Genomic DNA, 23,247 nt, shown 5'->3' with positions numbered 1-23,247 from the left:
CCTTACTTCGGTGTTCATGCCCGCACTCGCGGCATACCGATCAGCACCGGATCAGCCTGTCCGTCGTTGGGCGGCGCCGGTCTCTTGCGTCCGTTGTATTCGGTGAATGTCACAGTGGGGTCAGGGGTGTCGGGTGCGTTGACGAACGACACGAACCGGGAGAGCTTGTCCGGGTCCTCCAGCACCCCTTTCCATTCGCACTTGTAGTTCGCTACGTGGCGGGCGATCGCGGCCTCGAACTCCTCGGCCAGCCCGAGGGAGTCGTTACACACCACGTCACGCACGTGATCCAGTCCGCCCTCGAGTGATTCGATCCACGGCGCGGTGCGTTGCAGCCGGTCGGCGGTGCGGATGTAGAACATCAGGAAGCGGTCGATATAGCGGATCAGAGTCTCTTTGTCGAGGTCGCCGGCCAGCAGTTGCGCGTGCTTGGGGGTGAACCCGCCGTTGCCGCCGACGTAGAGATTCCAGCCCTTTTCGGTGGCGATGACGCCGACGTCCTTACTTCGCGCTTCGGCGCACTCGCGGGCACACCCGGAGACACCCATTTTGATTTTGTGCGGTGCCCGCAGCCCGCGGTAACGCAGCTCCAAGTCGATGGCCAGCTGCACCGAATCCTGAACACCGTAGCGGCACCAGTCGTTTCCCACACAGCTTTTCACGGTGCGAAGAGCTTTGCCGTACGCGTGGCCCGATTCCATCCCAGCGTCGACCAGCCGCTTCCAAATCGCGGGAAGCTGGTCGACTCTCGCACCGAACATGTCGATCCGCTGTCCCCCGGTGATCTTGGTGTACAGCCCGAATTCCTGCGCGATTTGGCCGATCAGAATCAGATGCTCCGGCTTGATGTCGCCGCCGGGCACCCGCGGCACCACCGAGTAGCTGCCGTTCTTCTGGATGTTGGCCAGGAAGTGGTCGTTGGAGTCCTGCAAAGACGCCTGCTCGCCGTCGAGGATGTGCTCGGACCCGGTAGAGGCCAGGATCGAGGCGACCGCAGGTTTGCAGATGTCGCAACCTTTTCCGCTGCCGAACCGCGCCAACAGGCCCGAGAACGTGCGGATTCCGGTCGCCATGATGATCTCGAACAGCTCTTGACGTGACTGGCTGAAGTGTTCGCACAGCGCCTTGGACTGCTGTACCCCTTGTGCTTCCAACAGCTGCTTGAGCATCGGCACGCAGGAACCGCATGAGGTGCCCGCGGAAGTACACGACTTCAGCGCCGGCACGTCAGCGCAACCGTTGGCGATGGCCGCGGTCAGATCACCTTTGGTGACGTTGTTGCAAGAGCAGATCTGGGCCGAGTCCGGCAGGGCGCTGACCCCCAAACCTGCTGCAACGCCGCCATTTTGGGCTGGTGCGATCAGTGTCAATGGATCACCCGGCAGTTGGGAGCCAACCATCGGACGTAGCACGCCGTAAGTGGAGGCATCGCCTACCAGGATCCCGCCGAGCAGCGTCTTGGCGTCGTCGGAGAGCACCAGCTTGGCGTAGGTCTGGTTCACCGCGTCGTTGACCACAACCTCTAAGCAGTTGGGCGTGGTGCCCATAGCGTCGCCGAAGCTGGCCACGTCGACGCCGAGCAGTTTGAGCTTGGTGGACATGTCGGCTTCGGGAAATTCCGCCGCGCCGCCCAGCAGCTGATCCACCACCACCTCAGCGCTGGTGTAGCCAGGACCGACCAAGCCGTAGCAACGCCCTTCGATCGCCGCGACCTCGCCGACCGCATAGATGTCGGGATCGCTTGTGCGACAGGATAAATCGGTGAGGACGCCGCCGCGGTCAGCGATAGCGAGCCCAGCGGCGGCGGCTAGTTCGTCGCGTGGGCGAATACCGGCGGCGAAGATCACCACGCCGGCGTCGATGGTCTCTCCGTCGGAGAGCCGCACCCGCACCGACGTCGAACCGTCTGGGCGAGTAGCGGATTCGAGGCACTCGGTTTTCACCTCGAGGTGTACCGCGATCCCGAGTTCGGTGATCATCCGGGCCAGCAGCGCGCCGCCGGCCTCGTCGACCTGCTGGGCCATTAGTCTCGGCATCATCTCGACGATGTGGGTGTGCAGGCCGAACTGGCGCAACGCGTTGGCCGCCTCGAGCCCCAGCAAGCCGCCGCCGATGACCACGCCGGCCGTGGTGTGCCCGGACTCCAGCGTGCGCTGGGCGTCGGCTCGGATGGCGTCGAGGTCGTCGAGAGTGCGGTAGACGTGGCAGGGCGGCAGGTCACGTCCGGGCACCGGCGGGACGAAGGGGTACGAGCCGGTGGCCAGCACCAGTGCGTCGTACCCATACCGGTGCCCGTCGGCGGTCAGCACGGACTTGGCGGCACGGTCGATTTCGACGACGCGGCTTCGCAGCAGCAACCGCACGTTGTCGTCGCCGGCATAGTCGTTGCCGGGCAGCGCGAGCAGGCCGCGGTCCCAGTGCTCGGTGTAGCCGGTCAGCCCGACCCGGTCGTAGGCAGCGTCGGCCTCCTCTGCCAGCACGGTGATCCGCCAGTGCCTATCGGTGTCGCGCGACCGCAGCGCCTCGACGAGCCGATGGCCCACCATCCCGTGCCCGACAACGACGACCTCACGGATCGCCGTCCGGTGTGCCGCTGCCGCCATGGCCCCGAGGCTAGGAACGCGATATTGCCGCAATGTTTCGCTTCGTGTCACACAGCCATGACGGAGTCCTCACACCGCTGTGCGCGGCCGGTGACACCGTTGCGCCGGCGTGTATTCCCAGGTGGGCCTTGAGCGTGAGCGACTCATAGTCGAGCCGGAGATCAAGATCACAACGCGGGGACACGCCGAGCCTTGGATGACGGCCATGCGTCGGTCGCCGCCGTTGTGTGGGCTGGATAGTATCGGGGTCGTACTGTGATCCGTGACACGTCAGCTGCAGGGAGATCCGTTGTCGACCACTACTGAACTAGCCGAACTTCACGACCTCATCGGTGGCCTACGGCGGTGCGTCACGTCATTGAAGTCCCGGTACGGCGACACACCGGCGATGCGGCGCATCGTCATCGACGCTGACCGGATTCTCGCTGACATCGAGCTGCTCGATATCGACGCCGGAGAGCTGGATTTGGCGCGGGCCGGCGTGACGGAATCGGGAGAGAAGATCGCAATCCCCGACACCGACTACAACGCCGAGTTCTGGCGCGACGTCGACGACGAGGGCGTCGGCGGCCACAGCAGGGCCTGACACACCCCCCGCGATAGCGGGTGCGCTCTTCTTCAGTACGCTCCGACGAGGCAACCAGAAGAGGATCACACCAGATGAGCGCACCTACGGCGAACCGTCCTGCGACCGGCGTCTTCTCACCTGCCCGGGCACAGCTAGATCAGCGCACCTTACGCACCGACCGCTGGTGGTTGCCACCGCTGGTGACCGACCTCGGTCTGGCGGCATTCATCGCCTACGCGACCGTACGCGCGTTTTGGGGCAGCAGCTACTGGGTCGAGCAGTACCACTATCTGACGCCGTTCTATTCACCCTGCATCAGTGCGTCCTGTGTGCCCGGATCCAGCCATCTCGGCGTCTGGTTCGGCCACTTCCCATGGTGGCTTCCGTTGGGGGCGTTCATATTACCGTTCCTGCTCGCCTTCCGGATCACCTGTTACTACTACCGCAAGGCCTATTACCGCGCCGTGTGGCAATCGCCGACCAGCTGTGCGATTCCCGAGCCGCGCGCGCACTACAGCGGTGAGACCCGGCTTCCGCTGATCATCCAGAACAGCCACCGGTACTTCTTCTATGTTGCGTTCTTGCTTGCGGCACTCAATACCTATGACGCAATCGTGGCGTTCCACTCCCCGTCCGGTTTCGGATTCGGTTTGGGCAACGTGATTTTGCTGATCAACGTGCTGCTGTTGTGGGCCTACACGTTGGGCTGTCATTCGTGCCGACACGCCACCGGCGGGCGGCTCAAGCACTTCTCCAGGCACCCGGTCCGCTACTGGATGTGGACCCAGATCAGCAAGTTGAACACGCGGCACATGCAGTTTGCGTGGATCACGCTGGGCACGCTCGCGCTCACCGACTTCTACATCATGCTGGTGTCCAGCGGAGCCATCTCCGACTTGAGATTCATTGGCTGACAAGCAGTATCGCCGATTAGTTTAGCGAGGTTTCATGGTTGAGGTCGAACGGCACTCCTACGACGTGGTCGTGATCGGTGCCGGCGGCGCGGGGTTGCGCGCGGTGATCGAGGCGCGGGAACGCGATCTGAAGGTCGCGGTGGTGTGTAAGTCGTTGTTCGGTAAGGCGCACACGGTGATGGCCGAGGGCGGCGCCGCGGCGGCGATGGGTAACGCCAACCCGAAAGACAATTGGAAGACGCACTTCGGCGACACCATGCGGGGCGGCAAGTTCCTGAACAACTGGCGGATGGCCGAATTGCACGCCAAGGAGGCGCCAGACCGTATCTGGGAGCTGGAGACGTACGGCGCGCTGTTCGACCGCACCAAAGATGGCCGCATCAGCCAACGCAACTTCGGCGGGCACACCTATGCGCGGCTGGCCCACGTCGGTGACCGCACCGGGTTGGAGCTGATCCGCACGCTCCAGCAGAAGATCGTGTCACTGCAACAGGAGGACCACGCCGAACTGGGCGACTATGAGGCGCGGATCAAAGTATTCGCCGAGTGCACCATTACCGAGCTGCTCAAAGACGGCGACCAAATCGCCGGAGCCTTCGGATACTGGCGCGAGACCGGCCGGTTCCTGTTGTTCGAGGCGCCGGCGGTGGTGCTGGCCACCGGCGGCATCGGCAAGTCGTTCAAGGTGACGTCGAACTCCTGGGAGTACACCGGCGACGGGCACGCCCTGGCGCTGCGGGCCGGCGCGTCGCTGATCAACATGGAGTTCGTCCAGTTCCACCCGACCGGCATGGTGTGGCCGCCCAGCGTCAAGGGGATCCTGGTCACCGAAGGTGTGCGCGGTGACGGCGGCGTGCTGAAGAACTCCGACGGTAAGCGGTTCATGTTCGACTACATTCCGCCGGTGTTCAAGGGCCAGTACGCCGAGACCGAGCAGGAGGCCGACCAGTGGCTCAAGGACAACGACTCGGCCCGGCGCACCCCCGACCTGCTGCCCCGTGACGAGGTCGCTCGCGCCATCAACTCCGAAGTCAAGGCCGGCCGCGGCACCCCCCACGGCGGGGTCTACCTCGACATCGCGTCACGGCTGACACCCGCGGAGATCAAGCGGCGGCTGCCGTCGATGTATCACCAGTTCATGGAGCTGGCCGGGGTCGACATCACCAAGGAACCAATGGAAGTTGGCCCGACCTGTCACTACGTGATGGGCGGCGTCGAGGTTGACCCGGACACCGGAGCGGCCACCGTTCCCGGGCTGTTCGCCGCCGGGGAGTGCTCCGGCGGTATGCACGGCTCCAACCGGTTGGGCGGTAACTCGCTGTCGGACCTGCTGGTGTTCGGCCGGCGCGCCGGGCTGGGCGCCGCCGACTATATCCGGGCGCTAAAGAGCCGACCGGCGATCGCCGGGGAGGCCGTCGAGGCAGCCGCCAAGCTTGCGCTGTCACCGTTTGACGGACCCAAAGACGGCTCGCCGGCGGAGAATCCGTACAAACTGCAGATCGATCTGCAGGACACGATGAACGAGTTGGTCGGCATCATCCGCAAAGCCGACGAGATCACCCAGGCGGTGAACCGGTTAGAGGAGCTGCGAGCCCGGTTCGCCAACCTGCAGGTCGAGGGACACCGGCAGTACAACCCGGCCTGGCATCTGGCCATCGACCTGCGCAACATGCTGCTGGTCAGCGAATGCGTGGCCAAAGCCGCGCTGGAACGCACGGAAAGCCGCGGCGGGCACACCCGCGACGACCATCCCGCCATGGATTCCAAGTGGCGCAAAGTGCTGCTGGTGTGCCGCGCGCAAGGTGGCGAGGGGAGCCTGCCGCACATCGACATCAGCCGCGAAGAACAGGTTCCGATGCGGCCAGATTTGCTGGAGCTCTTCGAGATCTCCGAACTGGAGAAGTACTACACCGACGAAGAGCTGGCCGAGCATCCAGGACGGAGAGGCTAATGACGTACAACGCGAGCATGCGCGTCTGGCGCGGCGACGACACCAATGGCGCACTGCAGGACTTCACCGTCGAGGTCAACGAGGGCGAGGTGGTGCTCGACGTCATTCATCGTCTGCAGCAGACCCAGACACCGGATCTGGCAGTGCGGTGGAACTGCAAGGCGGGCAAGTGCGGTTCGTGTTCGGCCGAGATCAACGGCAAGCCGCGGCTGATGTGCATGACGCGGATGTCGACGTTCGCCGAAGACGAAGTCGTCACCGTCACGCCGCTGCGGACGTTCCCGGTGATTCGCGACCTGGTCACCGACGTGTCGTTTAACTACGAAAAAGCCCGGGAGATCCCGTCTTTCACTCCGCCCAAGGAATTGCAGCCCGGCGAATACCGGATGGCGCAAGTCGACGTCCAGCGCTCGCAGGAATTCCGTAAGTGCATCGAATGCTTCCTGTGCCAAAACGTCTGCCATGTGATCCGCGACCACGAGGAGAACAAAAAGGCATTCGCCGGTCCGCGCTACCTGATGCGAATCGCCGAGCTGGAAATGCATCCCCTGGACACGCTTGACCGGCGCAGCCAAGCGCAGGAGGACCATGGCCTGGGCTACTGCAACATCACCAAGTGCTGCACCGAGGTCTGCCCGGAGAGCATCAAGATCACCGACAATGCGCTGATCCCGATGAAAGAGCGCGTGGTCGATCGCAAATACGATCCGGTGGTGTGGCTGGGCAACAAGCTGTTCCGGCGCTAGGCGCCGCTCGCCGAGCAGACGCAAAAGCACCCTATTTCGTGCCGAATACGGGTGCTTTTGCGTCTGCTCATCCCAGAGCTTTAGTGCTCGGTTGATCCGGGTATGCCGTAGGGCAGCCCAACGGAACGACCGGAAAGGCAGCTTCGATGGCCATACGTGAACCTGCCAGCATCAACGACATTCGCACCGCGATCCGGGAGTTGTCGGTTCGCGCCGATCTCGCGCACAAAGAGGGCCGCCACGACGACGCCGCCGAGATCGAGCAGCGCATCCAGGGCTACCGCGAGGAGCTCAGCCAACGGCCGTAACGGCTCGTCTCTACGCGGCGTAACCGTACCGATCGTCGCGCCAGAATCAATCGATCAATCGCGCGGATAGCCGTGCGCGGCTGCGACGTCGGGGTGTGCCCGCAGTCTGCTCTTCCATGCGTTGCGGCCATAGACGGAGAAGATGGGATCCGCCGGGTCCACTCGCAACCGGGCCTGCGCCGCGAGTTTCGGCGGGAGCTGCAACACCGGGATCTGCGCGTCCAGCCGGGGATTGAAGAAGTACGGCACGGAGATTCGCTCGCGTGACGGCTGACGCTGGATCACCCGATGCTCGGTGGCCCGCAGGTAGCCCCCGGTGGCGACCTCGAGCAGCTCACCGATATTGACGATGAAGGCCCCGTCGACAGCGGGAACGTCGATCCAGCCGTCCTCGTCGTGCTCGCTGCGCGGGCGGCGCACCTGTAGGCCCCGGCTGCCCGGTTCGGCTAACAGCAACGTGAGCACGCCGGCGTCGCGGTGGGCTCCCACGCCTTGGGAGGTAGCGGCACGCGCCGGATAGCGGACGATTTTGATCAGGGTCGCCGGTGTTTTGGCGAACGCCGCGTCGAACACATCTGGCGGGCTGCCCAGGGCGATGGCCAAGTGCCGCAACAGGCTGCGAGCCACCGCCGACAGTGCGCCATCCCACTCGGCCATCACGGCGCGCAACTGCGGCAGCCTCGCCGGCCACTGGTTGGGCCCCTGCTGCCACAGGTACTCGGGCTTACCGGGCCCGCCGACCGGCGCACGCTCGGGTCCGATGTCGATCTGCTCGCGCCAGTCCACCGCACCGAGGGTCAACTCCCCGCCTAGCCGCGTGTAGCCGCGGAAGTGCGGGCTATTGACCATCGCGATCGCGTCTTTGTCGGCCTGGGGCAGGGCAAAGAACGACCGCGCCACGTCGAGCACCTCGTCGGCCAGCGACTGCGCCACGCCGTGCCCGATCAGATAGCAGAAACCGAGGTCGTGAACGGCATCGCGCAGCCGCTTGCGCAACACGCCGGGTTCGTCGCGGAGGTCGACCGTCGGCAGGGCTGTGGTGCTCAACACAGTGGCCATTGATACATCATTACTGCAGGTCAGCCGGTCTGCCAGGGTCTAGATCACCCGGAACCCAACCGGTTGGTTAGTTAGGCAGTGCTATTTAGCTCACACTCGCTTGCTTTGAAGTTACTGACGCGTTAAGTTTGGTCTGTTACTGGTGGGTAACTTAGCCCTAGTACCCAACCATTGGTGGCGTTCTCATCGAGGAGGAAGCACGTGAGCCACTACAAGAGCAATGTCCGCGACCAGGAATTCAACCTGTTCGAGGTCTTCGGTGTCGACAAGGCATTCGGCGACGGACCATACAGCGACCTGGACGTGGACACTGCCCGCGAGATGTTGGCAGAGATGAGCCGGCTGGCTGAGGGCCCGGTTGCGGCGTCGTTTGTGGAGGGCGACCGTAACCCGCCGGTCTTCGATCCGGAAACTCACTCGGTGACGCTGCCGGAGTCATTCAAGGACTCGGTGCACGCGGTGCTCGAGGCTGGTTGGGACAAAGTCGGTATCGACGAGGCGCTGGGCGGCACTCCGATGCCCAAGGCGCTGGTGTGGGCGCTGCATGAGCACCTCCTGGGCGCCAACCCGGCGGTGTGGATGTACGGCGGCGGCGCTGGCTTCGCCAACATCCTCTACCACCTGGGTACCGAAGAGCAGAAGAAGTGGGCTGTGCTGGCCGCCGAGCGCGGCTGGGGCTCCACCATGGTGCTGACCGAGCCGGACGCCGGTTCCGACGTGGGCGCTGCTCGCACCAAGGCCATCCAGCAGGACGACGGTTCCTGGCACATCGACGGCGTCAAGCGGTTCATCACCTCGGCTGACTCCGGCGACCTCTTCGAGAACATTTTCCACCTGGTGCTGGCCCGCCCCGAGGGCGCTGGGCCCGGCACCAAGGGCCTGTCGTTGTTCTTCGTACCGAAGTTCCACTTCGACCCGGAGACCGGCGAGCTGGGCGAACGCAACGGCGTATTCGTCACCAACGTCGAGCACAAGATGGGCCTGAAAGTCTCCGCCACCTGTGAGCTGTCGTTCGGCCAGCACGGCGTGCCGGCCAAGGGCTGGCTGGTCGGCGACGTGCACAACGGGATTGCGCAGATGTTCGAGGTCATCGAGCAGGCCCGGATGATGGTGGGCACCAAGGCAATCGCCACGCTGTCGACCGGCTACCTGAACGCACTGGAGTACGCCAAGTCCCGTATCCAGGGCGCGGACATGACCCAGATGACCGACAAGACCGCGCCGCGGGTGACGATCACCCACCACCCCGACGTACGCCGGTCCCTGATGACACAGAAGGCCTACGCCGAGGGCTTGCGCGCGCTGTACACCTACGCAGCGACGTTCCAGGACGAGGCGGTGGCCGATGCGGTGCACGGTGTAAACGCCGAGCTTGCTGTCAAGGTCAACGACCTGCTGCTGCCGGTGGTCAAGGGAGTGGGTTCCGAGCAGGCCTACGCCAAGCTCACCGAGAGCCTGCAGACCTTCGGCGGATCGGGCTTCCTGCAGGACTACCCGATCGAGCAGTACATCCGTGACTCGAAGATCGACTCGCTCTACGAGGGCACCACGGCCATCCAGGCGCAGGACTTCTTCTTCCGCAAGATCGTCCGCGACAAGGGTGTGGCGCTCGCCCACGTGGCCAGCCAAATCGAGGAGTTCGTCAAGAACGAGAACGGCAACGGCCGGCTGAAGGCCGAGCGTGAGCTGTTGGCCACCGCGTTGACCGATGTGCAGGCCATGGCCGCGACCCTGACCGGCTACCTGATGGCCGCGCAGGAGGACATCTCCAGCGTCTACAAGGTGGGCCTGGGCTCGGTGCGGTTCCTGATGGCCGTTGGCGACCTGCTGATCGGTTGGTTGCTGCAGCGTCAGGCTGCCGTGGCGGTCGAGGCCCTCGACGCGGGCGCCAGCGACGCCGATCGGGCCTTCTACGAGGGCAAGATCGCAGTGGCGTCGTTCTTCGCGAAGAACTTCCTGCCGCTGTTGACCAGCACCCGCCAGGTGATCGAGACGATCGACAACGACCTGATGGAGCTCGACGAAGCCGCGTTCTGACAGCGCGTACGTCGGGCCCTGTCCGGCGACCAGACGCAAAGGTCCCCCGTTTCACTCCGAAACGGGGGATCTTGCGTCTGTTGGGTCGATATGCTGCCGACTCCGCGGCGCTGCGGACGCCCGGAGGGCGAGAATGACAGAAGGCCGCCGCTGGATCCCCTCACTCCAGCGGCGGCCATTCCCGACCGACCCTGTGTCCGGGGCTCAACGGTCCATCAGGGCCATTCAGGGATGCCCCGCGTTGCCATCGGGTCGGGGGGTCGGACGACAACACGGAGCTATCCGTTATTTCGCTTACCCAAACGCCCGCGTTACTAAACTTCCCAACGGAATTCAGCGTTCGGCGGTTCACGCCTCCAGAATGGCGGCCACCCCCTGCCCGCCGGCCGCGCAGATCGAAATCAGCGCGCGCAGCGGCTTGCCGGCGGCACCTTTTTGCTCAGCCTTCTTGTGGGCCAGCAGTTTCGCTGTCTGCGCCAGGATGCGCCCACCGGTGGCCGCAAACGGGTGACCGGCGGCGATAGACGAGCCGTTGACGTTGAGCTTGGAGCGATCAATCGGTCCCAGCGCGGCGTCTAGGCCCAGCCGCTGCTTGCAATATTCCTCGGACTCCAACGCTTGCAAGTGCGCCAGCACCACCGATGCGAATGCCTCGTGAAACTCGTAGAAGTCGAAGTCCTGCAAGCTCAATCCGTTGCGCGCCAGCAGTCGCGGAATGGCGTAGGTGGGCGCCATCAGCAGCCCGTCGTTGCCACTGACGTAGTCCGCTGCCGCTGTTTCGGCATCGACGAAGTAGGCCAGCGGTGTCAGCGAGTGCTGAGCCGCCCAGTCCTCACTGGCCAACAACGCGACTGACGCGCCGTCGGTGAGCGGCGTGGAGTTGCCCGCAGTCATCGTCGCGTCACCGGCTTTAACCCCGAACACCGGCTTGAGTTTGGCCAGCTTCTCCAACGACGCGTCCGGGCGCAGGTTGTCATCGCGGTAAAGACCCAAAAACGGGGTCACCAGATCGTCGAAGAAGCCGCCGTCGTACGCGGCGGCCATGTTTCGGTGGCTTGCCGCGGCGAGTTCGTCTTGGTCGACCCGCTTGATGCCCATCTGCTTGGTGGTGATGGCTTGATGCTCGCCCATCGACAGCCCGGTGCGGGGTTCGGCGTTCACCGGGATTTCGACGCCGAGGGTGGCGGGCAGCATGCCCACCAGCCGAAGCCGCTCCAGGTTGGACTTGGAGCGGCGCAGCTTGAGCAGCGTGCGACGCAGGTTGTCCCCCAAGCCGATCGGAGGATCGGAGGTGGTGTCGACACCGCCCGCGGCGGCCACCTCGTAGCGGCCGGCGGCGATGCCGTCGGCCGCGGCAATCGCCGCCTGCAGCCCGGTGCCGCAGGCCTGCTGCATGTCGAAGGCCGGGGTATGCGGCGAAAGCGCCGATCCCAGTACACATTCGCGCATTAGATTGAAGTCGCGGCTGTGCTTGAGCACCGCGCCGCCGATGACCGCGCCGAGTTGTTCGCCGGCCAGGTTGAACCGCTCCACCAGTCCGCTCAGCGCCGCGGTGAACATGTCCTGGTTGGACGCGTCTGCGTACGCGCCGTCGGAGCGCGCGAACGGGATGCGATTGCCGCCCAACACGGCGACACGTCGCCGGGACTGCATACTTTTGCCGGCAGGCTGGGTACTCGCCTGAGAACTAGTCGAATCACTTGCTGGGGCCACGTTTGTCTCCGTGTTGTCGATGTGAAATAGGTCCGCCGATGAAGGCCATACTACCCACTGTTCTTACTCTGGAGTAAGTTCGTCGTTGGTACACGTTGTTCGATCCAAGGCACGTACTCACACGGAAGGCAGCTCAGTGGCACCGAAGCTCTCATCCGATCTATTCTCGCAGGTCGTCAACTCCGGTCCTGGGTCGTTTCTCGCCAAGCAGCTCGGTGTTCCGCAGCCCCCATCGCTGCGTCGCTACCGGGTCGGTGATCCGCCGCTGGAAGGCTCCCTGCTGATCGGGGGCGAAGGCCGCGTCGTCGAGCCGCTGCGGACGGCGTTGGACCGAGACTACGAGGTGGTGGCCGCTAACATCGGCGGCCGTTGGGCCGACTCGTTCGGCGGGCTGGTCTTCGACGCCACGGGGATCACCGAACCGACCGGTTTGAAGGGCCTGCATCAGTTCTTCACCCCGGTGCTGCGCAACCTGGGCGCCTGCGGCCGCGTCGTCGTCGTCGGCACCACCCCGGAGGCCGCCGGCAGTACCGACGAGCGGATCGCGCAGCGTGCGCTGGAGGGTTTCACCCGCTCCCTGGGTAAGGAGCTGCGGCGCGGGGCGACGGTCCAGCTGGTCTACGTTTCGCCGGACGCCAAACCGGCCCTGACGGGTTTGGAGTCGACGATGCGGTTCATCCTGTCGGCCAAATCGGCATACGTTGACGGCCAGGTGTTTTACGTCGGTGCGGCCGACTCCACACCACCGGCCGATTGGGACCGCCCGCTGGACGGCAAGGTCGCGGTGGTGACCGGTGCCGCCCGAGGCATTGGCGCTACAATCGCCGAAGTGTTCGCCCGCGACGGCGCGCGCGTCGTGGCCATCGACGTGGAAGCCGCTGCCGAGCCGCTTGCCGAGACCGCGAGCCGAGTCGGGGGAACCGCGCTGACCCTCGATGTGGTTGCCGCCGACGCCGTCGACCAGATCACGCAGCATCTGCGCGACCACCACAACGGTCACGCCGACGTCCTGGTCAACAACGCCGGCATCACCCGTGACAAGCTGCTGGCCAACATGGACGATGCCCGCTGGGACGCGGTGCTGGCCGTAAATTTGCTTGCGCCGCTTCGTCTCACCGAAGGGCTGGTCGGTAACGGCTCGATCGGCGAAGGCGGTCGGGTGATCGGGTTGTCGTCGATGGCCGGTATCGCGGGCAACCGGGGGCAGACCAATTACGCGACCACCAAGGCCGGCATGATCGGCATCACCCAGGCGTTGGCACCCCGGCTCGCCGAGAAGGGCATCACGATCAACGCCGTGGCGCCAGGGTTCATCGAAACGCAGATGACCGCGGCCATTCCGCTGGCCACCCGCGAGGTGGGCCGCCGACTGAATTCGCTGCTCCAGGGTGGCCAGCCGGTGGACGTCGCCGAAACCATCGCGTATTTCGCCAGCCCGGCGTCGAACGCGGTGACGGGCAACGTCATTCGCGTCTGCGGCCAGGCAATGCTGGGAGCGTGAGCGTGACTCAACCGAGTGGGCTGAAAAACCTGGTGCGAGCGGCGGCCGGGGCATTGCCGTTGGTTCCCCGCGACGACCGGCTGCCCGACCGGACGATCAGCGTCGACGACCTGCCGATCGATCGCACGCATGTGGCCGCCTACGCTGCGGTCACCGGCTTGCGCTACGGCGATACCGTACCGCTGACCTACCCCTTCGCGTTGGCCTTCCCGACGTTGATGTCACTGGTGACCGCGTTCGACTTTCCTTTTGCCGCAATAGGAGCCATCCACACCGAAAACCACATCACCCAATACCGGCCCATTACGGTGACCGACACCGTCGGCATCAAGGTCCACGCGGAAAACCTGCGCGAACACCGCAAGGGCCTTCTGGTCGACCTGGTGACCGACGTCAGCGTCGGCAACGACAAGGCGTGGCACCAGGTGACGACCTTCCTGCACCAGCAGCGCACCAGTTTGTCCGACGAACCCAAACCGCCGCCGCAAAAGCAGCCAAAATTGCCGCCGCCCAACGTGGTGCTGCGAGTCAGTCCCGGGCAGATTCGCCGCTATGCGGCGGTGGGCGGCGACCACAATCCGATCCACACCAACCCGATCGCGGCCAAGCTGTTCGGGTTCCCGACTGTGATTGCACACGGAATGTTCAGTGCCGCAGCGATATTGGCCAATATCGAGGCCCGCCTTCCGGAAGCGGTGAGCTATTCGGTGCGGTTCGGCAAACCGATGGTGCTGCCCGCAACGGCCGGGTTGTACGTGGAGCGCGTCGACGACGGCTGGGATCTTGCGTTGCGCAATATCACCAAGCGCTACCCATATCTCACCGCGACGGTGCGCGCGCTCTAAGAGCCGGTTGCGACCTTGGATGCGGTGCCGGCGTCGCGATCGGCCGGCCAGGCCTTAAGACCGCGCCAGAAGAGGTTGATCATCAGCTCGGCCGCTTCGTCGACGTCGGTGTCGCCGGTACTGAGCCGGGTGGCCACCGCCTCGCCCGCGCCCACCAGCGCCACGGCCATCATCTCGAAGTCGGTGTCCGGCTCGGGATTGCGGGTGCCCGAGCGCAGCAGGCGGGCGACCAGCTCGATGATCCGCTCGCGGCCCTCGCGCACGGTTTGAGCGAACGCCTGCGAGCTGGTGGCCTGCGTGTACATCACGATCCACGACGCCCGGTTGGCGTCGATGTAGCGCAGGAACGACACGATGGTGTTGCGCAGCAAGTCCTTCGGGCTCTGCTCGAAGTCGATGTCCTCGCGCACGCCTTCGATGAAGCGCGACAGTTCGCGGTTCAGGCACGCACCGAACAATTCTTCTTTGGACCCGTAGTACAGGTACAGCATCGGCTTGGAGATCTCGGCCTTGGCGGCGATCGCATCCATCGAGGTCTCGTGATAGCCGTTGACGGAAAACATCTGGACGGCCGCATCGAGCATCTGCTGCTCGCGGACAGCACGAGGCAACCGTTTGGTACCACCTGCCATCTGCTGTCCTTCGCGAACTGCCGAGCTTGAGCTGCCCGAGTTGTCATCCGACGTTATGTGACTCCAGAGTAAGCAATGGGCTTGCCGCCCACATGCTCTACCGGCGACAGGCCGGGTTGGGGCCCTTCACCGCGGCCATCCGCAACACCGATTTGTCGACCGCCTGCGCCGTCAACTCGCCTGCGGCCAGCGCCTTCTCCAGTCGGTCCAGCACCGCGGGCACCTCGTCGGTCGTGACCCACAGCGCGGTGTCGGTGCCGGCCTGCAACGTCCGCAACACCGCCTCCGCCACGCCGTAACGGTCCGAGATCGCGGCCATGCTTGACAGGTCGTCGCTGAAAACGGGCCCGTCGAACGGCGGGCCACCGTAGCCGCCGGTGCGCAGCAACTGCACTGCGGCCCGGCTGAGGCTTGCCGGCTGGTTCCCGGTCAGGCCGGGAACTTGCATGTGACCGATCATGACCCCGACGGGGCTGGCGGTGACCAACGTCCGATACGGCACCAGATCGTCGTGTTGCAGGTCGGCCAACGGCGGTGTGGTGACGGCTCCGGTGTGCGAGTCACCGGAGCCGTGCCCGTGGCCGGGGAAATGCTTGAGCACCGGCAGCAGCCCGGCGTCGCGCAGACCGCGTGCGTAGGCGCCGGCGTAGGCGGTGACGACAGCCGGATCCGATCCGAACGACCGGTCGCCGATGACCGTGTCGGCCGGGGCATCGGTGACGTCGACCACCGGCGCGAAGTCGATGGTGATGCCCAGGCCGCGCATTTTGTGGCCGCGGTCCAGGGCCATGCCGTACACCTGATCGGCGGTTTTCGTCTGGGCCAGCACCCTGGCCGATGGGGCCGGTCCTATCCGCGGGGACAGCCGCGCCACCCGGCCACCCTCCTCGTCAACGCTCACCGCCAGCGGCAACGGGCCTGCGCTTCGAGCGATAGCGGTCAGCGACCCGTCGGTCAGCATCGATAGATCCGTCCAGCTGCCGATGAAGATGCCTCCGACGTGATGGTTGGCCACAACGGCTTTCGCATCGCCGGCGTTGCGCACTCCCACCATCAGCAGTTGGGCCAGCTTGTCGCGGGTCGACATTGCGGCCAGCATCGCCGTCCCATCCCCACATGCCGGGGGTACCGGTTTGGCTGAGGCGCCAGGGCTCGGCTGCCGTGACGGTGCAGGGCGCTCGGCGTGGCTGCATCCCGCCAGCACTGAGACGGCGGCCAGCACGGCCAGTATGCGGGCGACAAACATCAGCCCATGCTGTCACGACGCCGATCGGGGACGGCATGAGGCCACATGCGGCATTAAGCCCACCGACCGGCCGCTCCACCGGCCGGGAATGGGATTTCTGCTAGGTTGGCGACAACCCACGAGTGCAATTTCGAGGAGCCACCGATGAACCGGTTCGTTGCGCCTGCGGCGGCTAGCGTCGTGGTTGGTCTGCTGCTCGGCGCCGCCGCGATCTTCGGGATCACGCTGATGGTGCAACAGGACACCAAGCCGCCGCTGCCCGGTGGCGATCCGCAGTCGTCGGTGCTCAACCGGGTCGAGTACGGCAACCGCACGTAGCCCCATGATGCGGGCCGATGTGGTGGCCCGGGGAAGCGCGGGGCAACCCGGATCTAGATCGAGCGCAGCGAGCCACGCTGCCTTTCCACAGTCGGCTGCGGCGCCGCTACCACGCCGTTGGTTGTGGTTGGTCGCAGCAGTCGCGTTGGCGCTGAGCTTCGCGCAGTCGCCCGGGCAGATCTCCCCCGACACCAAACTCGACCTGACCGCCAACCCGCTGCGCTTCTTGGCCCGCGCGACCAACCTGTGGAACAGCGAGCTGCCGTTCGGCCAGGCTCAGAACCAAGCCTACGGCTACCTGTTTCCGCACGGCACCTTTTTCCTGGCCGGCCACCTGCTCGGGCTACCCGGCTGGGTCACCCAGCGGTTGTGGTGGGCGCTGCTGCTCACGGTCGGGTTTTGGGGATTGTTGCGGGTCGGCGAAGCGCTCGGCATCGGCAGCCCCAGCTCGCGGGTGATCGCCGCTGCGGCCTTCGCGTTGTCGCCGCGGGTGCTGACCACCCTGGGGTCCATCTCGTCGGAAACCTTGCCGATCATGCTGGCCCCCTGGGTGCTGTTGCCGACGATTCTGGCGCTGCGCCCGGAGCCGGGCAGATCGGTGCGACGGCTGGCCGGGCAGGCCGGGCTCGCGGTCGCGTTGATGGGCGCAGTCAACGCGATCGCGACGCTGGCGGGCTGCCTACCCGCCGTGATCTGGTGGGCATGCCATCGCCCGAACCGGGTGTGGTGGCGCTATACCGCGTGGTGGCTGCTGGCCCTGGCGCTGGCGATGCTGTGGTGGCTGGTGGCGTTAATTCTGCTGGCCCGGATCAGCCCGCCGTTTTTAGATTTCATCGAATCCTCCGGCGTCACCACCCAATGGTCATCGCTGGTCGAGGTGCTGCGCGGAACGGACAGCTGGACGCCGTTCGTGGCACCCCACGCCACCGCAGGCGCGCCGCTGGTGACCGGATCGGTGGCCATCCTGGCCACCTGCCTGGTCGCGGCCGCCGGCTTGGCCGGACTGACTGGGCTCGCCGGGCGCGCCGCGCCCGGAAGCGGGCGGCTGGTCACGATGCTGCTGATCGGCGTGACGCTGTTGGGCGCCGGCTACTCCGGTGGGTTGGGCTCACCGGTGGCGCATCAGGTGCAGGCGTTTCTCGACGCCGGCGGCGCACCGCTGCGCAACGTCCACAAGCTGGAGTCGCTGATCCGTATTCCCGTCGTGCTGGGTCTGGCTCAGCTGCTGGGCCGGGTACCGCTGCCGGGCAGCACGCCCGTCCGCGAATGGGTCGCCGCGTTCTCTCATCCCGAACGCGACAAGCGGGTTGCGGTCGGCATCGTCGTCCTCATCGCGCTGCTGGCGGGCACGTCGCTGGCCTGGACTGGTCGGCTTGCGCCGCCGGGCACCTTCCGCGCGATACCGCAGTACTGGCGTGACGCCGCCGACTGGCTCACCGAGCACAACACCGGCACCCCGACGCGCGGGCGGGTGCTGGTGGTTCCCGGCGCGCCGTTCGCGACCCAGGTCTGGGGCACCAGCCACGACGAGCCGCTGCAGGTGTTGGGTGACAGCCCGTGGGGCGTCCGAGACTCCATCCCACTCACGCCGCCGCAAACCATCCGGGCCCTGGACTCGGTGCAGCGGTTGTTCGCCGCCGGGCGGCCATCAGTGGGGTTGGTTGATACGCTTGCCCGCCAAGGCATTTCGTATGTGGTGGTGCGCAACGACCTGGACCCGCAGACGTCGCGCTCGGCGCGGCCGATTCTGGTGCACCGGGCGATCGCCGGGTCGCCGGGGCTGGAAAAGGTGGCACAGTTCGGGGCGCCGGTCGGTGCCGGCGCGCTGTCGGGGTTCGTCACCGACAGCGGGCTGCGGCCGCGGTATCCCGCGGTGGAGATCTACCGAGTCGCCGCCGCCGGCAATCCGGGCGCGCCCTACTTCGCCGACACCGACCAGCTGGCCCGCGTCGACGGCGGCCCCGAGGTGCTGCTGCGTCTCGACGAACGACGCCGCCTGCTCAACCAACCCGCGCTGGGCCCGGTCCTGCTGAGCGCCGACGCCGCCCGGGCCGGCCTGCCGGTGCCGTTGGTGACCGTCACCGACACCCCGTTGGCCCGCGAGACTGACTACGGCCGCGTCGACAACCACTCGTCGGCGATCCGCGCCGCGGGCGACGCCCGGCACACCTACAACCGGGTGCCCGACTACCCGGTGCCCGGTGCCGACACGGTTTTCGGCGGTTGGAACGGCGGCCGGCTCAGCGCGTCGAGTTCATCGTCGGACTCCACCGCGCTGCCGGATGTCGCGCCCGCCACCTCACCGGCTGCGGCCATCGACGGCGACCCGGCGACGGCGTGGGTGTCCAATGCGCTGCAGGCCGCGGTCGGCCAATGGCTGCAGGTCGATTTCGACCATCCGGTGACCAACGGCGTCATCACCCTGACGCCCAGCGCCACCGCCGTCGGCGCCCAGATCCGCCGCATCCAGGTCGCCACCGTCAACGGCACCACCACGCTGCGGTTCGACCAGGCCGGCAAGCCGCTCACTGCGGCGCTGCCCTACGGGGAAACGCCGTGGGTGCGGATCACCGCCATCGGCACCGACGACGGGTCCGCCGGTGTGCAGTTCGGTATCACCGATCTGTCGGTCACCCAGTACGACGCGTCCGGCTACGCCCATCCGGTCGAGCTGCGCCACACTGTGCTGGTTCCGGGTCCGTCACCGAATTCGGTTGTCAGGCAATGGGATCTGGGCTCAGAGCCGCTCGGCCGACCGGGCTGTGCCAAGGGACCCGACGGCGTGCACTGCGCGGCGTCCATGGCACTGACCCCCGAAGAGCAGGTGGGTTTCAGCCGGACGCTCAGCGTGCCGCGGGCGGTGTCCGTGACGCCGACGGTGTGGGTGCGGCCACGGCAGGGCCCCAAGCTGGCCGACCTCGTCACCGAGCCGGACACTGTGCGGGCCCGCGGCGACTCCGACCTTATCGACGTGCTGGGCTCCGCATACGCCGCCACCGACGGTGATCCGGCCACCGCGTGGACAGCACCGCAGCATGTCGTTGCGCACAAGACCCCGCCGACGCTCACCCTCACCTTGCCGCGGCCCACGGAGGTGACCGGACTGCAGCTCACCCCGAGCATGTCGGCAGTGCCGGCCCACCCGACCATGGTGGCCGTCGACCTCGGCGACGGTCCGCAGGTTCGCGAACTGAAATCAGGCGACCGCACGGCCCCGCAGACAGTACGGCTCAAACCGCGCACCACCGACACCGTTACAATCAGCCTGCTGGACTGGCGGGACATCATCGACCGCACCGCGCTGGGTTTCGACCAGCTCAAGCCACCAGGCTTGGCCGAGGTAGCGGTCCTCGGCGGTGACGGTCGACCCGTGGCTGCGCCCGACGCACGGCGCAACCGGTCGCGGGAAATCACCGTCGACTGCGGCAACGGCCCGGTCATCGCGATAGCGGGCCGCTTTGTGCACACCTCGATCCGCACAACGGTGGGCGCGCTGCTCAACGGCGAACCAGTGGCAGCCCAACCGTGTGAACGTGAGCCCATTGCGCTGCCGGCCGGCCAGCAAGAGTTGGTCATCAGTCCCGGCGACGCGTTCGCGGTCGACGGTGCCGCGTTGACAGCTTCCGGAGCATCCGAATTACCCACGGCCACAAAGGCGTTCGCCGTCACTGGCGCATGGGGCCCGGCGCGCCGCGAGGTCCAGGCGCCCCCGGCGAGCACGTCGCGGGTACTGGTGGTACCGGAAAGCATCAACCCCGGCTGGGTGGCACGCGCCGACGACGGAACACGGTTGACGCCGGTCGCTGTCAACGGGTGGCAGCAAGGCTGGGTGGTGCCCGCGGGCACCTCGGGAACGATCACGCTGACCTTCGTCTCGAATTCGTGGTACCGCGCCGGGCTGCTGGGTGGACTGGCTCTGCTGCCGCTGCTGGCCCTGCTCGCGTGGTGGCCGGCGCGACGACGGCGTGACGACGACGTGCCGGCGCGTCCGTGGGCTCTCGGGCGGTGGGGGGCGGTCGCGGCGCTGGGCGCGGGCATCGTGATCGCCGGTGTAGCCGGGTTCTTCGTGTTCGGTGCGGCGCTGGCGCTGCGCTATGCGCTGCGCGAGCGGCAGCGATGGTGCGACGCGATCACGCTCGGTTTGACGGCCGGCGGGCTGATTCTGGCCGGTGCAGCGCTGTCGCGACATCCCTGGCGGTCGGTCGACGGCTACGTCGGACACTCGCCGTGGGTGCAGCTGCTGGCCCTGGTGTCGCTGGCGGTGGTGTCTTCATCGGTGACGATGCGGCCCGCAGAATCGCGCGATCAGTAACTGCAGACCTTCGGCGACATCGCGTTTTAGGCTGAGATCTAGAGAGGCGGTTGTCAACGTCCACGGTCCCGGGAGTTGCGGACATGGGATGGTTTACGGCACCGGAATATTGGCTGGGCAGACTGGTACTCGAGCGCGGTGTGGCGGCTGTCTATGTGATCGCATTCGTCGCCGCGGCGAGGCAGTTCCGTGCGCTTCTCGGAGAGCGCGGAATGCTGCCGATACCGCATTATCTGGCCCGGCAGACGTTTTGGCAGGCGCCGAGCCTGTTTCATTTCCACTATTCGGACCGGTTTTTCGCAACCATTTCGTGGTTCGGCGCGGCGCTGTCGGCCGCGATCGTCGCCGGCGCCGCCGATCTTGTGCCGTTGTGGGCGGCGATGCCGATGTGGCTGGTGCTGTGGGTGCTGTACCTGTCGATCGTCAATGTCGGGCAGACGTGGTACTCGTTCGGCTGGGAGTCGCTGCTGCTGGAGACCGGCTTCCTCGCGATCTTCCTCGGCAACGAGCACGTTGGACCGCCGGTGCTCGCGATGTGGCTGGCGCGCTTGCTGCTGTTCCGGCTGGAGTTCGGCGCCGGGCTGATCAAGCTGCGCGGCGACCTGTGCTGGCGCAACCTCACCTGCCTGTACTACCACCACGAGACTCAGCCGATGCCAGGGCCGTTGAGCTGGTTCTTCCATCACCTGCCCAAGCCGCTGCACCGGTTGGAGGTGGCGGTCAACCACTTCGCCCAACTCGTGGTGCCGTTCGGCTTGTTCGCCCCGCAACCGGTCGCCAGTGTGGCGGGTGCGATCGTCGTCGTCACCCAGCTGTGGCTGGTGATCTCGGGCAACTTCGCCTGGCTGAACTGGCTGACGATCTTGTTGGGCTGCAGCGTGATCGACGACTCGTCGTGGGCGACGGTGCTGCCGCTGCCCAAGCACCCCGTGTGGCACGGCCCGCCGTTGTGGTTCGCCGCGCTGGTGATCGCGTTCACGGTGTTCTCACTGTTCTTGAGCTACTGGCCGATACGCAACATGCTTTCCCGCCAACAGCGGATGAACATGTCGTTCAACCCCTTCCACCTCATCAACACCTACGGCGCCTTCGGCAGCATCGGCCGGATCCGCCGAGAGCTAGTCATCGAGGGCACCGATGAGCCGGAGGTCACCGAGCAGACCGGATGGAAGGAATACGAATTCAAGGGCAAGCCCGGCGATGTACGCCGGCTGCCGCCGCAATGGGCGCCATACCACCTGCGGCTGGACTGGCTCATGTGGTTCGCTGCGATCTCACCGCTGTACGCCGAGCGGTGGCTGGGTCCGTTGCTGGTGCGGCTGCTGGAAAACGATCCGGCGACGCTGCGCCTCCTGCGCCACAATCCGTTCCCCGATTCCCCGCCGCGGTATTTGCGGGTCCAGTTCTACGAGTATCGCTACACCACCTGGCGTGAGCTGTTGCGCGACCGGGCATGGTGGCACCGCACGCCTATTGGCGAATACGTCGGGCCGGTCACGCTGGGCAGGGCGAAAACATCACCGGCGTCCGGCGACTGACGGTTCGAATAACGTTGCCGCAGCGCTTATTCCGCCTCGACCTATGCATCGGTGCTTTGCTCGGCGTCAGTGGCGGCGTGGTCGGTGGCGGTCCAGCTGGCGAGTAAACGCAAGGCTTCTTCGGACCGTGAGTGCGGTTGCGCGGTGTAGCCGATCATGGTCAACCCTCCCGCGGCGGTAATGTCCAAGGCGTTGTAGGTGAGCGAAAGTTCGCCGACCTCCGAGTGCCGAAATCGTTTGACGCCGTGACGATGTGCTTTGACGTTGTGCGCTGCCCAGCGGGTACGGAATTGCTCGCTGCGAGTGGCGAGTTCCCCAACACGTCCGGTGACAGCTGTCGAGTGCAGGGACCGCGCAGCTTCGGCCCGCAGCAGGGCACGGCATCATCGGCGGCGATGTTCCACTCCGGGAAGAGGTAGTCGGCGCAGGGATCGAAGAAGACGAACCGGGCCAGGTTCGGCGTCGCCGTCGCCCGGTCGAAGACAGGTGCATACAGAGCCCGCCCAAGCGCATTGGCGGCGACGATGTCGAGGTGGCCGTTGATGACGACAGCCGGTGCGGTGACCATGCTGTCCAGCAACGCCTGCACCCCGTCCGGGACACCCCGGTCGGTGCGCCGCAGCCGCGTCCTACCCGCCTTAGTGGTAGCGGCGCGGGCCAGATCGAACAGGTGCGTGGTCTCCGCCTCGGTGAGTCGTAGCGCACTGGCGACGGCATCGAGCACCGCGTCGGAAACGCCGGTGACGTTTCCCCGCTCGATCTGGGTGTAGTACTCGATGCTCACGCCGGCCAACTGTGCGACTTCCTCGCGCCGCAGCCCGGAACGCGCCGTCGCCGCCCTGCCGGGAGGCCCACCTGCTCGGGCGTGATTCTCGCGCGGCGGGACACCAGGAAGCCCTTGATGTCCTGGGCGATGTCCATGTGGAACACAGTAGGCAAAGGGCCGCGGTCGCAGG

Annotated in this window: 16 protein-coding genes and 1 pseudogene; 11 read left to right on the top strand and 6 right to left on the bottom strand. The window is 66.0% G+C overall.

Translation table 11 applies throughout. The features are described 5' to 3' along the window. Positions 1-14 precede the first annotated feature (14 nt). Positions 15-2,603: a nitrite reductase large subunit NirB gene (nirB, locus tag G6N15_RS09970; RefSeq protein WP_083088788.1), complete on the bottom strand. Its 2,589-nt coding sequence runs from the start codon at positions 2,601-2,603 to the stop codon at positions 15-17. A gap of 289 nt (positions 2,604-2,892) precedes the next feature. On the opposite strand from nirB, the gene G6N15_RS09965 reads away from it, so the two are divergent. The 5 genes from G6N15_RS09965 (at position 2,893) to G6N15_RS22735 (ending at position 7,090) form a co-directional block, all read left to right on the top strand. After that, positions 2,893-3,189, top strand: a complete 297-nt coding sequence (locus G6N15_RS09965) for a hypothetical protein (protein WP_083088808.1) — start codon at positions 2,893-2,895, stop codon at positions 3,187-3,189. A 74-nt stretch (positions 3,190-3,263) separates the two neighbouring features. Continuing rightward, positions 3,264-4,085 (top strand): hypothetical protein, encoded by an 822-nt coding sequence (locus tag G6N15_RS09960; RefSeq protein WP_083088787.1) that lies wholly within the window; start codon positions 3,264-3,266, stop codon positions 4,083-4,085. A 34-nt stretch (positions 4,086-4,119) separates the two neighbouring features. Then, the gene (locus tag G6N15_RS09955; protein WP_083088786.1) at positions 4,120-6,036 is read left to right on the top strand and encodes a fumarate reductase/succinate dehydrogenase flavoprotein subunit; all 1,917 of its coding nucleotides are present in this window, start codon (positions 4,120-4,122) and stop codon (positions 6,034-6,036) included. Beyond that, positions 6,036-6,782, top strand: coding sequence for a succinate dehydrogenase/fumarate reductase iron-sulfur subunit (locus G6N15_RS09950; RefSeq protein ID WP_083088785.1), 747 nt, complete (start codon positions 6,036-6,038; stop codon positions 6,780-6,782). The genes G6N15_RS09955 and G6N15_RS09950 overlap by 1 nt, the downstream gene beginning before the upstream one ends. Before the next feature lie 146 nt (positions 6,783-6,928). Then, positions 6,929-7,090 carry a hypothetical protein gene (locus tag G6N15_RS22735; protein WP_169922531.1) on the top strand — a complete coding sequence of 54 codons (162 nt, stop codon included), beginning with the start codon at positions 6,929-6,931 and terminating at the stop codon, positions 7,088-7,090. A 54-nt stretch (positions 7,091-7,144) separates the two neighbouring features. Here G6N15_RS22735 and G6N15_RS09945 read toward each other — a convergent pair whose 3' ends face one another. Next, on the bottom strand, positions 7,145-8,149 hold the full coding sequence (locus G6N15_RS09945) for an isopenicillin N synthase family dioxygenase (RefSeq protein WP_083088784.1): 1,005 nt from the start codon (positions 8,147-8,149) through the stop codon (positions 7,145-7,147). Between the two features lie 201 nt (positions 8,150-8,350). Here G6N15_RS09945 and G6N15_RS09940 point away from each other — a divergent pair, with 201 nt between their 5' ends. Then, positions 8,351-10,186: an acyl-CoA dehydrogenase gene (locus G6N15_RS09940; protein WP_083088783.1), complete on the top strand. Its 1,836-nt coding sequence runs from the start codon at positions 8,351-8,353 to the stop codon at positions 10,184-10,186. 348 nt (positions 10,187-10,534) lie between these two features. Here G6N15_RS09940 and G6N15_RS09935 read toward each other — a convergent pair whose 3' ends face one another. Continuing rightward, positions 10,535-11,839 carry an acetyl-CoA C-acetyltransferase gene (locus G6N15_RS09935; protein ID WP_083088782.1) on the bottom strand — a complete coding sequence of 435 codons (1,305 nt, stop codon included), beginning with the start codon at positions 11,837-11,839 and terminating at the stop codon, positions 10,535-10,537. A gap of 196 nt (positions 11,840-12,035) precedes the next feature. Here G6N15_RS09935 and G6N15_RS09930 point away from each other — a divergent pair, with 196 nt between their 5' ends. Further along, positions 12,036-13,400 (top strand): 3-oxoacyl-ACP reductase, encoded by a 1,365-nt coding sequence (locus G6N15_RS09930; protein WP_083088781.1) that lies wholly within the window; start codon positions 12,036-12,038, stop codon positions 13,398-13,400. A 2-nt stretch (positions 13,401-13,402) separates the two neighbouring features. Beyond that, positions 13,403-14,245, top strand: coding sequence for a MaoC/PaaZ C-terminal domain-containing protein (locus G6N15_RS09925; RefSeq protein WP_083088780.1), 843 nt, complete (start codon positions 13,403-13,405; stop codon positions 14,243-14,245). Here G6N15_RS09925 and G6N15_RS09920 read toward each other — a convergent pair. Both G6N15_RS09920 and G6N15_RS09915 read right to left on the bottom strand, forming a co-directional pair. Beyond that, the gene (locus tag G6N15_RS09920) at positions 14,242-14,877 is read right to left on the bottom strand and encodes a TetR/AcrR family transcriptional regulator (RefSeq protein WP_083088779.1); all 636 of its coding nucleotides are present in this window, start codon (positions 14,875-14,877) and stop codon (positions 14,242-14,244) included. The genes G6N15_RS09925 and G6N15_RS09920 overlap by 4 nt on opposite strands. Positions 14,878-14,974: 97 nt before the next feature. Further along, entirely contained in the window at positions 14,975-16,123 is a 1,149-nt protein-coding gene (locus tag G6N15_RS09915) for a glycoside hydrolase family 3 N-terminal domain-containing protein (RefSeq protein ID WP_083088778.1), read from the bottom strand. A gap of 144 nt (positions 16,124-16,267) precedes the next feature. Between G6N15_RS09915 and G6N15_RS09910 the strand changes: the two genes are divergently transcribed. The 3 genes from G6N15_RS09910 to G6N15_RS09900 all read left to right on the top strand — a co-directional run bounded on the left by G6N15_RS09910 (position 16,268) and on the right by G6N15_RS09900 (position 22,291). Beyond that, positions 16,268-16,441, top strand: coding sequence for a DUF2613 domain-containing protein (locus G6N15_RS09910; protein WP_071700116.1), 174 nt, complete (start codon positions 16,268-16,270; stop codon positions 16,439-16,441). Between the two features lie 7 nt (positions 16,442-16,448). Then, complete coding sequence (locus tag G6N15_RS09905) at positions 16,449-20,753, top strand: alpha-(1->3)-arabinofuranosyltransferase (RefSeq protein ID WP_083088807.1); 4,305 nt, start codon at positions 16,449-16,451, stop codon at positions 20,751-20,753. Between the two features lie 83 nt (positions 20,754-20,836). Further along, positions 20,837-22,291 carry a lipase maturation factor family protein gene (locus G6N15_RS09900; RefSeq protein ID WP_083088777.1) on the top strand — a complete coding sequence of 485 codons (1,455 nt, stop codon included), beginning with the start codon at positions 20,837-20,839 and terminating at the stop codon, positions 22,289-22,291. Positions 22,292-22,332: 41 nt separating this feature from the next. Here G6N15_RS09900 and G6N15_RS09895 read toward each other — a convergent pair. Further along, positions 22,333-23,212: pseudogene (locus G6N15_RS09895) on the bottom strand (helix-turn-helix domain-containing protein). Positions 23,213-23,247: the final 35 nt, after the last annotated feature.

Source organism: Mycobacterium noviomagense (assembly GCF_010731635.1).
Classification (GTDB): domain Bacteria; phylum Actinomycetota; class Actinomycetes; order Mycobacteriales; family Mycobacteriaceae; genus Mycobacterium; species Mycobacterium noviomagense.
The sequence above is the reverse complement of the archived record's forward strand: the minus strand, read 5'-3'. Positions and strand labels throughout refer to the sequence as shown.